The following is a 14237-nucleotide window of genomic DNA, read 5'->3' as shown; positions in this document are numbered from 1 at the left end:
CCTTGTCTTGCCCGCCGTAGATCAGGCCGATTGGCAGCGTCAGTTGGGAGTAGCGCTTGACCATCTCTGGCAGGTGGTCGTTGACCCGGTTGATCTCGGTGGACGCGGCGTAGAAGTTGTCGGGGCGCATGCCCAGCAAACCGCCGCCACGGCTGGCGAAGTCTGGCGGCGCAGGGTCCGGGGCGAACACGCCCTTCACCACCGAGTCTTTGGTCAGCAGGCCGATGGGCAGGGTCAAGGTGTGGGCCACCCAGCGCCGCAGCCAGGCCGGGCGCACGGCCAGAGACAGGAACACCAGCGGCAGCATGCGTTGGGGGTGAGTCAAGGGCGCAACCAGCACCAACCCGGACACCGCATGCGGATGGTCGAGGGCCAACGCCAGGGCAATCGCGCCGCCCAGGGAGTGCCCCAGCACCAGCGGTTTGTCCAGATCCAGCGTCTTGATGAAAGCCGCGATTTGTCGCGCCTGGGCAGGCAAGTCTGCCGGCGTGCCGCTATGCCGGGTGGAATAGCCTGAGCCCGGCCGGTCGAGGCTGATGACCCGAAAGTGCTCACGCAACTGGCCGGACAAGGCATAGGTCAGGTTGCGACTGCTGCCCATCAGCCCATGGATCATCACCAGCGGCGGGCCCTTGCCCTCCTCGACATAATGAAAGCGCTCGCCATCCACCTCGACGAAGCGCCCGTTGATTGGCACGGTCGCTTCAATGCGCCGCGTCATCCAGGCACTCAAGCCCCATAACGCCGCGCTGGCGCCCACCAGCACACCTGCAGCGACAACCCACTCGACAGCCATAGCTCGGTCCTCTGCTTCCCTGCTGCTGCGACCCGACCGGAATTGGTCTGGCCCAGCCATCGTCCACACCCTGGACCTAGACTTCATGCAAACCACGTTCGTCCGTCGGACAAATCGCACATGCGGAACAAGGCTCTAGCGTAGGCGAATTTTTCAGGTAGATTATTTAAAATCTTTTTTAAAATAATTAATTCATTTTTTCTTTGCAATGGTGTTCTATCTAAAAGACAAAACAAAAAAAGGAGCACATCCGATGCCCAAGCGCTTTATTGACGAGGCAGCCCTATGAATGCCCCCAGTGACTCAATCGACATCGCCATCATTGGCTCCGGCTTCGCGGGCCTGTGCATGGCGATCAAACTCAAGGAGGCCGGGCTCACCGACTTCCTTATTGCCGAACAGGCCGAGACCCTCGGCGGTACATGGCGCGACAACCACTACCCAGGGTGCGCCTGCGACGTGCAGTCCCACGTGTATTCGTTTTCCTTCGCGCCCAACCCGAACTGGACGCGACAGTTCGCGGCGCAACCCGAGATTCGTGCCTATCTGGAAGACTGCGCCAGGCGCTTTGAGCTGGCGCCCTACCTGCGCTTTGGCATGGGCCTGCAACGTGCGCTGTTTGATGAACAGCAGCAGCGCTGGCAGCTGACCTTCAGCGACGGTCGCCAGGTCAGCGCACGGGTGCTGGTGTCAGGCATGGGGGGCTTGTCGCGCCCGGCAATGCCGAACATCCCAGGGCTGGACAGCTTCAAGGGCAAGCGCTTCCACTCCCAGCAGTGGGACCATGAGTATTCCTTGAAGGGCAAGCGCGTGGCGGTGATTGGCACCGGCGCCAGCGCCATCCAGTTCGTGCCGCAGATCGCCCCGCAGGTGGCGCACCTGGACCTGTTCCAGCGCACACCGCCGTGGATCATGCCCAAACCTGATCGGCCGATTTCCGCTGCCGAACGCTGGTTGTTCAAGCATGTACCGCTTACCCAAAAGCTGGTTCGTGGTGCGCTTTACTGGGCACTGGAAGGCCGCGTGGTGGGCTTTGCCCTGCACCCACGCCTGATGAAAATGGTGCAGAAAATCGCCCTGCGTCACCTGCGCAAACAGGTGGCCCGCCCTTCCCTGCGCAAAACCCTGACGCCGGACTACACCATCGGCTGCAAGCGCGTGTTGATCTCCAACGATTACTACCCGGCGCTCTCGCGCAGCAATGTCGAGGTGGTCACCGACAGCGTGCTGCGCATCGAAGCCGACGGCGTGATCACCGCCGACGGTATCAAGCACCCCGCCGATTGCCTGATCTTCGGCACAGGTTTCCAGGCCAGCGACCCGTTGCCCCGTGGCTGCATCATCGGCCGGGACGGCATCGACCTGATGGACGCCTGGCGCGATGGCGCCCATGCCTATAAAGGCACCACCGTGCCGGGCTACCCGAACCTGTTTCTGATCGTCGGCCCCAACACCGGCCTGGGGCATAACTCGATGATCCTGATGATCGAGGCCCAGGTCACCTACATCCTCGATGCCCTGAAACACATGCAGCGCCAGCGCATTACCACCGTAGAGGTCAAACCCGCCGTGGAGCACGCCTACAACCAGCAGTTGCAGGACAAGCTCAAGCGCACCATCTGGAACACCGGTGGCTGCCAGAGCTGGTACCTCGACCCGCGCACCGGCAAGAACACCACGCTGTGGCCCGGCTCGACCTGGCGCTTCAAGCAGGTCACCCGGCATTTTGCCCTCAAGGACTACAGCGTCAGCCAGGCGCCGGCGCCCGCCCTGCCGCGCGCGGTTGCAACGCCCCACTCCACCACAGAAGGCAGCCTGTCATGAAGTCATTCAACGGCCGCGTTGCGGCGATCACCGGCGCGGCTTCCGGCATGGGCCGCGCACTGGCCCTGGCGCTGGCGCGGGAAGGGTGTCACCTGGCGCTGGCAGACAAAAACAGCCAGGGTCTGGAGCAGACCCTGGCACTGATCCGCACCTCGACCTTGGCGCCCGTCACCGTCACCACCCAGGTGCTGGACGTCTCCGACCGCCAGGCCATGCAGGCGTGGGCAGCGCGCTGCGCGGCCGAGCACGGCCAGGTCAACCTGGTGTTCAACAATGCCGGGGTGGCGCTGTCGAGCACCGTCGAAGGGGTGGATTACGCCGACCTGGAATGGATTGTCGGCATCAACTTCTGGGGAGTGGTGCATGGCACCAAGGCGTTCCTGCCGTACCTCAAGGCCAGCGGTGCCGGGCATATCATCAATACGTCCAGCGTGTTCGGCCTGTTCGCCCAACCCGGCATGAGCGGCTACAACGCCACCAAGTTCGCGGTGCGCGGTTTCACCGAAGCCTTGCGCCAGGAACTCGACCTGCAACGCTGCGGCGTGTCGGCCACCTGTGTACACCCCGGTGGCATTCGTACCGACATCTGCCGCAGCAGCCGCATCGACGCGAACATGACCGGTTTTCTCATCCACAGCGAGCAGCAAGCCCGCGCCGATTTCGAAAAACTCTTCATCACCGACGCCGACCAGGCCGCCAAAGTGATCCTGCAAGGCGTACGCAAAAACAAGCGCCGCGTGCTGATTGGCCGCGATGCGTATTTTCTCGACCTGCTCGCCCGTTGCCTGCCGGCGGCCTATCAGGCCCTGGTGGTGTTTGCCAGCAAGCGCATGGCGCCCAAGCCGCGCACGCCAGTGTTTGAAACCAACGACGAGCCTCGACTCTGAACAGGAGGACGCACCATGTTGCCGATCCGTCGCGATATCCGTTTTGCCTTGCCTGCCGAGCGCATCAAGAACTGGCACGAACAAGGGCCGGTGGTCAGCCATTTCTTCAATGCCCTGTCGTTGCTGTTTCCCCAGGGCGAGCTGTTCTTCATGGACAGCGTGCGCCACTACCGTGGGCAGATCGACGATGCCGAACTGAAAAAAGAGATCCAGGGGTTTATCGGCCAGGAGGCCATGCACAGCCGTGAACACGTGGCCTATAACGACTTGCTGCAAGCGGCCGGCCTGCCGGCGCACACCCTTGACCGACGCTTGAAGTTCTTCCTCGACCTGCAGAAAAAACACCTGCCGCCCTCGTTCAACCTGGCGGTGACCATCGCCCTGGAACACTACACCGCGATGCTCGCGGAGATCCTGCTGAGCGACCCGTCGCGCTTTGGCGACTCACTCAAGGGTTACCAGCAGATGTGGTACTGGCACGCCCTGGAAGAAACCGAACATAAAGCCGTGGCGTTCGATGTGTGGAACACAGTGATCAAGCCAGGGCCTGCGCGTTACCTGCTGCGCACCGGCACCATGCTGACCACCAGCGTGCTGTTCTGGGTGGTGGTGCTGGATTTTCACGTGCGCCTGTTGATTGCCGACCGCACTTCGGGTGGCACGCTGAAGGGGCTGTGGCGCATGGTTAAATTCTTGTATGGGCCCAAAGGCGTGTTTCCACGGATGTTCCGGCCGTGGCTGCATTACTTCAAGCCGGGCTTTCATCCCTGGGATCATGACAACCGGGCGCGGTTGGCGGGCATTGACCGGTTGGTCGAAGAGATAGAGCGCACGCGCCGCGGCTACGACGCTTATCAAACTGACGCGCCCTGACCTAACTGTGGGAGCGTGCTTGCTCGCGAAGGCGGTGGGTCAGTCACTGAATCTTTAACTGAACCACCGCTTTCGCAGGCAAGCCAGCTCCCACATTGGTCATGTACTACCCACAAAATCTGCGCCTGGCACAGATCCCCTGTGGGAGCGCGTTAGGGCTGTGAGGGTTACGCCAGGCTCTTGCTGACCACCTCAAACACATCGCTGGACAGCTCACCCGCGCCCAGGATGCGCTCCAGCTCCGCTTTCATCAGCGCCTGCCGTGCGCTGTCGTATTTACGCCAGCGGGTCAGCGGCGCCAGTTGGCGCGAGGCAATCTGCGGGTTCAAGGTATTGAGCTGGATCACCAGATCCGCCAGGAACCGGTAACCCGAGCCATCCGCCGCATGGAAGTTGATCAGGTTCTGCCCGGCAAATGCGCCCACCAGCGCGCGTACCTTGTTGGGGTTCTTGATGGTAAATGCCGGGTGCTGCATCAACGCCTTGACCCGCGCCAGCCCGCCCGGCAAGGTGCTGCCGGCCTGTACGCTGAACCATTGGTCCATGACCAGCGGGTTGTCCTTGAAGTTTTCGGCAAACACCGCCAAGGCCTGGGCTTTCTCTGCTTCAAACGGCGAGTTCACCAGCACCGCCAACGCCGTCAGGCGTTCGGTCATGTTATCGCTGGTGTCGAACTGATCCAGGGTGGCCGCCAATACTTCTGGCTTGCCGCTGAGCATCAAGTACGACAGCGCGATGTTCTGCAGCGCACGCCGGGCGAAGTGCTCGGCCTCTGCCACATATGGCGTTTGCTTGGACAGCTCGCGGTTGGCCTGGTAGCGCAGCCACAACCCTTCGAACAGGTTGTCGGCCAGTTGCTTGCGGGCAAACTCGCGGGCAGCGTGGATGGCGTCCACATCCGCCACTTCGCTGATTTCCGTGAGGTAGGCTTCGCTCGGCAGCGAGAGCATTTCGGCGACCATGGCCTGGTCCAGGCTTTCATCGCTCAACACCGTGCGCAGCGCGTCGATCAAGCGTTGATCGAGCTTCAGCGGCTGGCCCGCCTGATGCTGGCCGATCAGCTCCTGCAGCACCTGCACGGCCAATTGCTGGCCGGCATCCCAGCGGTTGAAACCGTCGCTGTCGTGCTGCATCAGGAACATCAGTTGATCACGGCTGTAGGGGAAGCTGAGCTTCACCGGCGCCGAGAAACCACGCAGCAACGAAGGCAAGGGTTTTTCAGCGATGTCGACGAAGGTAAACGTCTGCTCCGCTTCGGTCACCGAGATTACCCGCGAAGTGTCGCCCGCCGTCGCTTCACCGGCCAGGCGCAAGGCAATGCCGGCGCCCTGCCCGTCCAGCAAGCCCAGCTCCACCGGGATCACAAAGGGCAGTTTCTCGACCTTGTCCGGAGTGGGCGGGCAACTCTGGCGGAAGGTCAGGCTGTAGGTCTTGGCCGCTGCGTCGTAGGCCTCGCTGACCGCCAGGCGCGGGGTGCCGGCCTGGCTGTACCAGCGCTTGAACTGGCTGAGGTCGGCGCCATTGGCGTCTTCCATGGCCTTGATGAAGTCGTCGCAGGTCACGGCCTGGCCGTCATGGCGTTCGAAATACAGGTCGCTGCCTTTGCGAAAGCCCTCGGCGCCGAGCAAGGTGTGGATCATGCCGACTACTTCCGAGCCCTTTTCATACACGGTCAGGGTGTAGAAGTTGGAGATCTCGATAAAGCTGTCAGGGCGCACGGCATGGGCCATGGGGCCGGCATCTTCAGCGAACTGATGGGTACGCAAGTACGCCACGTCCTGGATGCGCTTGACCGTGGCCGAGTTCATGTCGGCAGAGAAGCCCGAGTCACGGAACACGGTGAAGCCTTCCTTGAGCGACAGCTGGAACCAGTCGCGGCAGGTCACGCGGTTACCCGACCAGTTGTGGAAGTATTCGTGGGCGACGATGGCTTCGACGCGCTGGTGAGCGGCGTCTGTAGCGGTTTCGGCGCGGGCCAGCACGGCGCTGGAGTTGAAGATGTTGAGGCCCTTGTTCTCCATGGCGCCCATGTTGAAGTCGTTGACCGCGACGATCATGAAGATGTCCAGGTCGTACTCGCGGCCGTAGGTCTCTTCGTCCCAGCGCATGGATTTTTTCAGGCTGGTCATGGCGTGCTGGCACTTGTCGATATTTTCCGGCTCGACGTAGATGCGCAGCGCGACTTCGCGGTTGGTCATGGTGGTAAAGCTGTCTTCGACGCACCACAGGTCACCGGCCACCAGCGCAAACAGGTAGGCCGGCTTTTTGAACGGGTCTTCCCAGGTCGCCCAGTGCCGGCCGTCTTCACCAGGGCCGCTGGCGATCGGGTTGCCGTTGGACAGCAGCACCGGGTAGCTGTGTTGCTCGGCGATCACCGTGGTGGTGAACACGCTCATCACATCCGGGCGGTCGAGGTAATAGGTGATCTTGCGGAAACCTTCGGCCTCGCACTGGGTGCAGAACATACCGCTGGATTTGTACAAGCCTTCCAGTGCGGTGTTGGTTTCCGGGTGGATCTTGACCGTGGTGTCCAGGGTGAAGGTTTCACTCGGGGGCTGCAGGGTCAGGTGGCTGTCGGTCAGCTGGTAATCGGCGGCGGTCAGTTCCTGATCCGCGAGGGTGACGCTCAGCAACTCAAGCTGCTGGCCATCGAGCACCAGCGGTGGCAGGCCGGTACCACGCTCGGGGTTGCGGCGCATCACCAGCTGCGCGTGGACCAGGCTGTGGTCCTCGAACAACTCGAAGGTCAGGTGCGTCTCGTCGATCAGGTAGTCCGGCGCCTGATAGTCCTTCAGGTAAATCATCTTCGGTTGTTCGGTGCGCATGCTGGGGATCCTTCTACTGATGCACGGCGAGCTGGTAGGCCGTGTATTTACGAATGTTGATGACGCCGGTGTCGAAGATCAGGTATTGGCCCTTGATCCCCAGCAGCGTGCCTTCGGCAATCGGGTTCTTGTCCAGGTTGAAGCTGACGATCTTGGTCGGATACTGCTCGACCGGGTAGCGGATTTCAATCGGCTCGATGTCGGCAATGGTTTGGATGGCTTGCAGGCCAAAGCGTTCCTGCAAACCCAGCAAGCCCTCGGCGCAAGAGGCGAACAGCTCGTCACGCACCTGCTTGAGGTCCACCGATTGCGCATCGCCCTTGAGCAAAGCGCGCCAGTTGGTCTTGTCGGCCACCTGGCTGCGAAACAGGTCTTCGACGAAGCCCGATTGCTGGCGCGTCGCCACGCGCATGATCGGCAGCGCCTGGCTGGCGCCCTGGTCCAGCCAACGGGTGGGCAACTGCGTAGCCCGCGTAATGCCGACCTTGATCCCCGACGAATTGGCCAGGTACACCACGTGGTCGGTCATGCAGAATGTCTCGCCCCAGCCCGGATCGCGGCAGGTGCCGGCGTCGTAATGGCAACGCTCGGGGCTCATGATGCACAAGTCACACTGGGCCAGCTTGGTCATGCACGGGTAGCAATAGCCCTGGCTGAAGCTGGTCTTGGTCTTGCGCCCGCAATGGCTGCAATGGATCGCGCCCAGGTATTCCAAACGTACATGGGTACCGATCAACGGATTGACCGGCACCTCGGTGTCGCCCAGGCGAAAGGCGTATTGAACAGTCGGCTCACCGAGTTGCGCCGACATTTTGCTGACTGCACCGCGACCAATTTCAATCAATGGATCGCATCCGATTTGAACAGGATATTCGGTACTGGCGCGGACTTGGACGCGCACTCCTGCGGGCCCATATAACCGGTGCGCTGTTCTTCGGGCAGGTTCTGAATCTCCCAGGCGATCATCGCTTGCAGCGACAGTTCGCGCTGCTCGGCGGTGAGCTTGCGGCCATCGGACCATTTGCCGATCTCTACCGCGAGCTTGAGGCTCTCGTAGATGTCCGGGGTGATGTTTTCGATCATTTCAGCAAAAGAGGACATAAGGCTCTTCCTTATCAAAGAGACGCTTTGCGACGGTTGTACAAACCGCCGAGCAAACCCGTCAAGCAACCGATGACCAAGCCGCCCACATGGGCCGCGTTGGCGATTTCGCCGAAACCGATCATCGAGACCAGCCCCGACAGGCAGAGCAGCAACCACACCAGCATCATCACCAGCACCCCACGGGGCAGGCGATAGGCCGGGTTGGGCGACAATAATTGAAAGATCCAGCAATGCCCGAGCAGGCCATACAACACGCCGGACAAGCCGCCAAACAAGCCGGGGCCGCCGTAGGCGTATTGCGCGTAGTTGGAGACCAGGCTGAACAACAGGGTCAGGCCCAGCAGGTTGATGCTGCCCTGGCGCGCTTCAATGCGCCGGCCCAGCTCCCAGTACCACATGCCGTTCATGGCCAGATGCAGGATGCCGAAGTGGATCAGCATCGGCGTCACCAGGCGCCACCACTGCCCCGAGGCCAGGGTGTCGGCCAGCGGCGTGAACTGGATGTACTCGCCCAGCACCCGAAACGGCAGGAAGGTCAGCCAGGCCATGGCTTGCAGGTTTTCACCCAGCAGAGTTACGGCAGCGACGATGAGACTGGCCAACAACACCAGAGCGGTGACCGGGCTGTGGCGCACCTGCTGAACAAAACCTGGCCGCGCAACGGGCGCCTGTTCGGGAATGTCCAGTTGCTGGTCCGGGTCGCCCGCGGGGAAGCGTTGATACAACACGCGCACATCGTCGCTGATGGCTTCGGGTACCCACAGCACCTGTTCACCCGCCTCTTCGCTGACGCGGTGCGGCACCTGCATGCGGTGCAGCAACTTGACGAAGCCCCCCAGGTCGACGCTCAGGGGCAGGCGCAATACAGCTACGGTACTCATGGAATGGCCTCTGGTCGCTCAACGTCGACCCATACAAATTTACGCGGATCCAGTTGGGTTTCCTGGTCCAGTCGATACGCCACCAGCTTGCCGTAGAGCACGGCACTGTAGTCCAGGCAGGCCAGGTTTGGGCGGATCGGCGCGGGTTTGCCGCTGCGCCAGTAGTGGCCGACGAACAACAGCGGTTCATCGACGCCATAGCGCAGCAGGGAATTCTTTTCAGTGGACGATAGCGGCGTGCGTGCCACCGGCTCCGGCAAAGCATCGGGCTGGAACACGATGTCGCCGTAGGTCTTGGGGTCGTCTTCCCAGAACTTGGTGCGAAAGAACGAACGCGTCAGGCCATCGCCACCAGTCAACGTCAGGCCGTCGGGCAGGCGCATATCGGTACCGCGCAACAAGCGATCGAACGCGTTGCAGGCGAAACTGCCCGGTACGGCAGCGGCTTGCAGGAAGTGCGGGTCGATGCAGCCATCCGGGAACGTCGCGCGCAGCGGCTGAATAAAACTGTCGTCCCAGCACGCGTGCACCACGCGAAAGCGCCCGGCGTCGACAAACAGCGGCATGTCGTAGAACCAGCCGAGGAAGTCGTGCCAATCGGCCGGGTGGTGTTCGAACTGGGTCAGGGTCTCGTGGATCAAGCGGGCGTGGCGCGGGTTGTGCTCACGCACAAACTGCTTGCCGCTGCCCGGAGGGGCCGGCGTGGTCCAGCCCAGCGCATTGAACTCGTGGTTGCCCATGATGCACAGCGCCTGGCCGGCCTCGGTCATGTCGTGGACGATATGCAGCGCCTCGCGGATGCGTGGGCCACGGTCGATGATATCGCCCAGGAACACGGCCATGCGTGACGGATGGCGCCAGGTGCCGCCCTGCTTGTGGTAACCCAATTGGTCGAGCAAGTGCTCAAGGGTATGAGCGCAACCGTGCACGTCACCAATCAGGTCGTAGCTACGCGCGGGATCGAGCATCAGTCGCCTCCACCTCCCAAGCGGCTGCCCCAGCCCAACTTGGTGCGGCACACTTCGTAGTAGTTGTGATCCAGCGGGTGGATCAAGCGCAACTTCTGTGCCTTCTTGCTCACGGTGATGGTGTCACCGGGGGCGCAGGTGAAATGGTTCTGCCCGTCGCAGGAGACTTGCGGGTAGATTTGCATGTCTTTGGACACCACGATTTTCAGCTCACTGTTGCCATCGACCACAATTGGCCGACTGGACAACATATGGGGGTACATAGGCACGATCACAATGGCATCGAGCTTGGGGTGCATGATCGGGCCACCGGCCGACAGCGCGTAGGCGGTAGAACCGGTGGGCGTGGCGACGATCAGGCCGTCGGCCTTCTGGCTGCAGACGAACTGGCCGTCGATGTACAGCTCGAACTCGATCATGCGCGTGGACTTGCCAGGGTGCAGCACTACATCGTTGAGGGCATCGCCCTGGCCGATCGCCTCGCCGTGGCGGCGCACTTCGGCTTGCAACAGGAAGCGGTTCTCCACCAGGTAATGGCCATCGAGCACCTTGGCCACTTCGACTTCCAGCTCATCGGGGCGGATGTCGGTGAGGAACCCCAGGCTGCCGCGGTTGATCCCCAGCACCGGCACGTTATGCCGCGCCAACGCCCGGGCAGCGCCGAGCAGGCTGCCATCGCCGCCGACCACGATGACCATGTCACACACCTCACCGAGCATCTTGCGCGACGAGGTTTGCAGGCCGTGGCCGGGGAGGATTTCAGCGATGGTGTCTTCGAGGATCACATGCAGGTGGCGCTCGAGCAGAAACTTCTTCAGCCGGCGGACGGTGTCCAACACCTGGGTACTGCCCAGGCGACCGATAATGCCGATATTGCGAAAGTGCTCCATGGGGCTCCTGCGGGATCTGGGGGTGAGGCAAAAAGAGCGATTATGGGCGAAAGGCCGCCTCAGGCAAAATCCTTTGTCGCCGCCACGCCTTGATGACAATGGTTCTCAGGCACCTTGCGGGCGCTGAAAAGGCTATGCTCGGAGCATGACGCCATTCCCCGACTTGCACACCCTGCCCCGCCAACTGCGCCACCCCGAAGTGCGCGACCTGGCGTGGGTGATGCTCGCGCCGCCGATGCTGGCGCAAACGCCGTGGCCGCAGCGCCACCCGCTGGCCGGCAGTGACTGGGTGCAGGCCCCTCACCAGCTCGAAGCCTGGCTGCGCCAGCTGGACCAGGATAGCAGCGCGTTGCAGCAGTGGCTGAGCCTGTCACGTACCCGGCGCCTGGGCCTGTACTACGAACGTTTGTGGCAATTTGCGGTGCAGCATGCGCCGGGCGTGGAGTTGCTGGCCGCCAACCTGCCGATCCGCCGAGCCGGGCATACCCTGGGCGAGCTGGACATGCTGGTGCGCGACCGTGATGGCGTGCACCACCTTGAGCTGGCGATCAAACTCTACCTGGGCCCGCAGGACGGCAATGGCCAGGACACTGCGCAATGGCTGGGGCCTGGCTGTCATGACCGGTTGGACCGCAAGCTGGCGCACCTGGCCCAGCATCAACTGCCGATCTCCGCGCGGGCAGAGAGCCGCGAAGCCTTGGCGGCGCTGGATATCCAAGCGTTCGATGCGCATTTGTGGCTCGGCGGCTATCTGCTCTACCCCTGGCCCGGCGCGGCGCAATCCCCCCTCGGCGCTCACCCGCAGCACCTGCGTGGGCGCTGGTTGCATCAGCGCGACTGGACAGACTTTGTCAGCACTCGCCCGGCGGGTCGCTGGCAACCCCTGCCCCGCCATGCCTGGCTGGCGCCCGCGCATTACCCGGCTGATGAAGTGTGGAGTGAGGTGCAGATGCAAGACTGGCTGGCAGAGCTGGACCCAATGGCGCCGGCGCAGTTGCTGGTGCGCATGGTGCCGAACGGTGAGGAGTGGGAGGAAGCCGAGCGGTTGTTTCTGGTGGCCGATCTTTGGCCGAATGTGCCGGGGACAGGCTGATACTGGTGTGGTGTGTTTGAGGGCGTCATCGCAGGCAAGCCAGCTCCCACATGGGATAGGCGGCGAGGTCAAAATGTGGGAGCTGGCTTGCCAGCGAAAGCGATAGCCCAGACGCTACAGCTTATCGATATGCTGATAACCCAACTGCAACGCCACCGCCAATTCCTCAGCCCGCCCCAACCTGATCGGCCCGCGCTCGATATCAATCAACATACCTGGGCACTCCAATCGCGGCAGCGCGCCCATCGCCTTGAGCCGCCCATCGGTCACTACCAGCAACTTCTGCTGCTCGGCGGGATAGCGCTTGCGCCGTGCCGCCAACCAATGCCCCGCTTCGGTCAGCGCAGCCAGCAATGGCGTCCCGCCGCCCGCGCCCAACTGCGCCAACCAATCGGCCAAGCCTTTCGCCGCCTTCAAACCTTGCACCTGCCACTTCGGCGATTGCCCGCTGGCCGTCAACAACGCCATGCGCGCCCGTTGCCGATAAGCATCGTCAAACAGCTGGGCCAGCAGCCCCTTGGCGTCGGTCAACGCCCGATGGCGGCGCGTGGACGCCGAGGCATCGACAATCACCAGCCACAGCTCAGGGGCTGACCGGCAACGCAAATGGAACAGCAGGTCCGCACGACATTGCGGCCGACCGCCGAGCAACGTGCCCGGCCAATTGATCGCCCCGCGCTGTGCGCTGCGGGCTTTGCCCTGCCGGCCGCTGTTCAATCGCCCCGCCTGGGGCCGGGCATCCGACCCCGCGTCAGGACGGGGGCGGATGCCTAGGGCTTTTTTGGCCAGGTGGGTACATCGCGGCGTACGCCCGTGGGCAAGGCGGGTGCGGGCATATCGCCCCACTGGCCTTGGCCGGGCGAGGTGTCAGAGGGTGACGACGACGGCCCGTCATTCGGCTGGGGCGGCGAGCCTGGCGGAGTCTGTTGCTGACGACGATGGCGCAAGGCAAATTCTGCCACCGCATCGATATCTTCCTGCTCGATAGCGGCCGCACCACGCCACGCCGCATGGGCACGGGCGCCACGCAACCAGACCAGGTCGGCACGCAAGCCGTCGACCCCAGCGGCAAAGCAGCGCTCGGTGATGCGCGCCAACGCCTGGTCATCCAGGGCGATGCTGTCGAGCCGTGCCCGCGCCTGGGTGCAACGTTCGCGCAAGGCGGCTTGGGCTGGCGCCCACTGCGCGCAGAACGCAGCTGGGTCAGTGTCGAAATCCAGGCGACGCCGGATGATCTGCCCGCGCTCGGCGGGCAGAGTCTGCCCGCTCAACGCCACGTTGAAGCCGAAGCGGTCGAGCAACTGCGGGCGCAGCTCGCCCTCCTCCGGGTTCATGGTGCCGATCAGGACAAAGCGCGCCGCATGGCGATGGGAAATCCCGTCGCGTTCGATCAGGTTGGTGCCGCTGGCGGCTACGTCCAGCAGCAGGTCCACCAAGTGGTCGGCCAGCAGGTTGACTTCATCCACGTACAACACGCCGCCGTCGGCCTTGGCCAACACGCCGGGAGAGAATTGCGCGCGACCTTCGCCCAGCGCCGCGTCCAGGTCCAAGGTGCCGACCAGGCGCTCTTCGGTCGCGCCCAGGGGCAAGGTCACAAACTGCCCGCTGGCCAGCAGGTCCGCCAGTCCACGGGCCAGGGTGGACTTGGCCATGCCCCGTGGCCCTTCGATCAGCACGCCGCCGATCTTCGGGTCGATGGCGGCCAGGCACAGCGCGAGCTTCAAGTCATCAGCGCCAACCACCGCGGACAGTGGGAAATGCGGAGTATCAGTCATAGTCAACTCTTAATAGCTCGTTCCAACGCTCCCGCGTGGGAACGCTTCGCTGGACGCTCGGCGTCCGTTCTTGTGACGCAGAGCGTCACGGGCTGCATTCCCACGCGGAGCGTGGGAACGATCACTCAGCTGTCTTCTTCTATGTCCAGCAACAGGTTTTCCAAGGCTTCGCGGTACGCCCCCGGTGCCTGCCACAAGCCACGTTGCTGGGCTTCGAGCATGCGCTCGGTCATGTCGCGCAGGGCATCTGGGTTGTGCTGTTGCACAAAGGCACGGGTGTCGGGGTCCAGCAGGTAGGCATCGGCGAGCAAGGCATATTGA

The 14237-nt window shown here is 62.8% G+C and carries 14 protein-coding genes; 4 read left to right on the top strand and 10 right to left on the bottom strand.

The features are described 5' to 3' along the window. The coding region (locus GIW04_RS18540; RefSeq protein ID WP_236479104.1) for an alpha/beta hydrolase at nt 1-796 on the bottom strand (796 nt) is incomplete at its 3' end. Between the two features lie 285 nt (nt 797-1081). On the opposite strand from GIW04_RS18540, the gene GIW04_RS18535 reads away from it, so the two are divergent. From GIW04_RS18535 to GIW04_RS18525, 3 genes are read left to right on the top strand one after another with little or no spacing between them, the layout of a single operon-like run. Next, the gene (locus tag GIW04_RS18535) at nt 1082-2620 is read left to right on the top strand and encodes a flavin-containing monooxygenase (protein WP_120248266.1); all 1539 of its coding nucleotides are present in this window, start codon (nt 1082-1084) and stop codon (nt 2618-2620) included. Continuing rightward, a complete protein-coding gene (locus GIW04_RS18530; protein WP_034135412.1) occupies nt 2617-3507 on the top strand; it encodes an SDR family NAD(P)-dependent oxidoreductase in 891 nt (296 codons plus the stop codon). Before GIW04_RS18535 ends, GIW04_RS18530 begins: the two co-directional genes overlap by 4 nt. 15 nt (nt 3508-3522) lie before the next feature. After that, complete coding sequence (locus GIW04_RS18525; RefSeq protein ID WP_047710675.1) at nt 3523-4380, top strand: metal-dependent hydrolase; 858 nt, start codon at nt 3523-3525, stop codon at nt 4378-4380. Nucleotides 4381-4547: 167 nt separating this feature from the next. On the opposite strand, the gene pepN is transcribed toward GIW04_RS18525, so the two are convergent. Genes pepN through GIW04_RS18495 form a run of 6 tightly spaced genes read right to left on the bottom strand, consistent with a single transcriptional unit; the run spans nt 4548 to nt 11048 of the window. Further along, entirely contained in the window at nt 4548-7205 is a 2658-nt protein-coding gene (gene pepN, locus GIW04_RS18520) for an aminopeptidase N (protein ID WP_034135410.1), read from the bottom strand. Between the two features lie 13 nt (nt 7206-7218). Then, nucleotides 7219-8049 carry a DUF2797 domain-containing protein gene (locus GIW04_RS18515; RefSeq protein WP_003190752.1) on the bottom strand — a complete coding sequence of 277 codons (831 nt, stop codon included), beginning with the start codon at nt 8047-8049 and terminating at the stop codon, nt 7219-7221. Continuing rightward, nucleotides 8046-8306, bottom strand: coding sequence for a YeaC family protein (locus tag GIW04_RS18510; RefSeq protein WP_003190750.1), 261 nt, complete (start codon nt 8304-8306; stop codon nt 8046-8048). The genes GIW04_RS18515 and GIW04_RS18510 overlap by 4 nt, the downstream gene beginning before the upstream one ends. Before the next feature lie 14 nt (nt 8307-8320). Further along, nucleotides 8321-9190: a rhomboid family intramembrane serine protease gene (locus GIW04_RS18505; RefSeq protein ID WP_003190748.1), complete on the bottom strand. Its 870-nt coding sequence runs from the start codon at nt 9188-9190 to the stop codon at nt 8321-8323. Next, a complete protein-coding gene (locus tag GIW04_RS18500; RefSeq protein WP_376753094.1) occupies nt 9187-10161 on the bottom strand; it encodes a metallophosphoesterase in 975 nt (324 codons plus the stop codon). Before GIW04_RS18500 ends, GIW04_RS18505 begins: the two co-directional genes overlap by 4 nt. Further along, nucleotides 10158-11048 (bottom strand): NAD(+) kinase, encoded by an 891-nt coding sequence (locus tag GIW04_RS18495; RefSeq protein ID WP_003190745.1) that lies wholly within the window; start codon nt 11046-11048, stop codon nt 10158-10160. Before GIW04_RS18495 ends, GIW04_RS18500 begins: the two co-directional genes overlap by 4 nt. Before the next feature lie 145 nt (nt 11049-11193). On the opposite strand from GIW04_RS18495, the gene GIW04_RS18490 reads away from it, so the two are divergent. Then, nucleotides 11194-12141 carry a DUF1853 family protein gene (locus GIW04_RS18490; RefSeq protein ID WP_034135408.1) on the top strand — a complete coding sequence of 316 codons (948 nt, stop codon included), beginning with the start codon at nt 11194-11196 and terminating at the stop codon, nt 12139-12141. 114 nt (nt 12142-12255) lie between these two features. On the opposite strand, the gene GIW04_RS18485 is transcribed toward GIW04_RS18490, so the two are convergent. The 3 genes from GIW04_RS18485 to GIW04_RS18475 all read right to left on the bottom strand — a co-directional run. Continuing rightward, nucleotides 12256-12858, bottom strand: a complete 603-nt coding sequence (locus tag GIW04_RS18485) for a vWA domain-containing protein (protein WP_120248267.1) — start codon at nt 12856-12858, stop codon at nt 12256-12258. Nucleotides 12859-12911: 53 nt separating this feature from the next. After that, nucleotides 12912-13916: an ATP-binding protein gene (locus tag GIW04_RS18480; protein ID WP_057709855.1), complete on the bottom strand. Its 1005-nt coding sequence runs from the start codon at nt 13914-13916 to the stop codon at nt 12912-12914. A gap of 125 nt (nt 13917-14041) precedes the next feature. Further along, the coding region (locus GIW04_RS18475) for a cobaltochelatase subunit CobN (protein WP_236479103.1) at nt 14042-14237 on the bottom strand (196 nt) is incomplete at its 5' end.

The sequence above is a fragment of the Pseudomonas sp. PA-4-8C genome (assembly GCF_021606625.1).
GTDB lineage: Bacteria > Pseudomonadota > Gammaproteobacteria > Pseudomonadales > Pseudomonadaceae > Aquipseudomonas > Aquipseudomonas lactis.
Note: the sequence above shows the minus strand (reverse complement) of the source record. Positions and strands in the feature narration are given on the sequence as shown.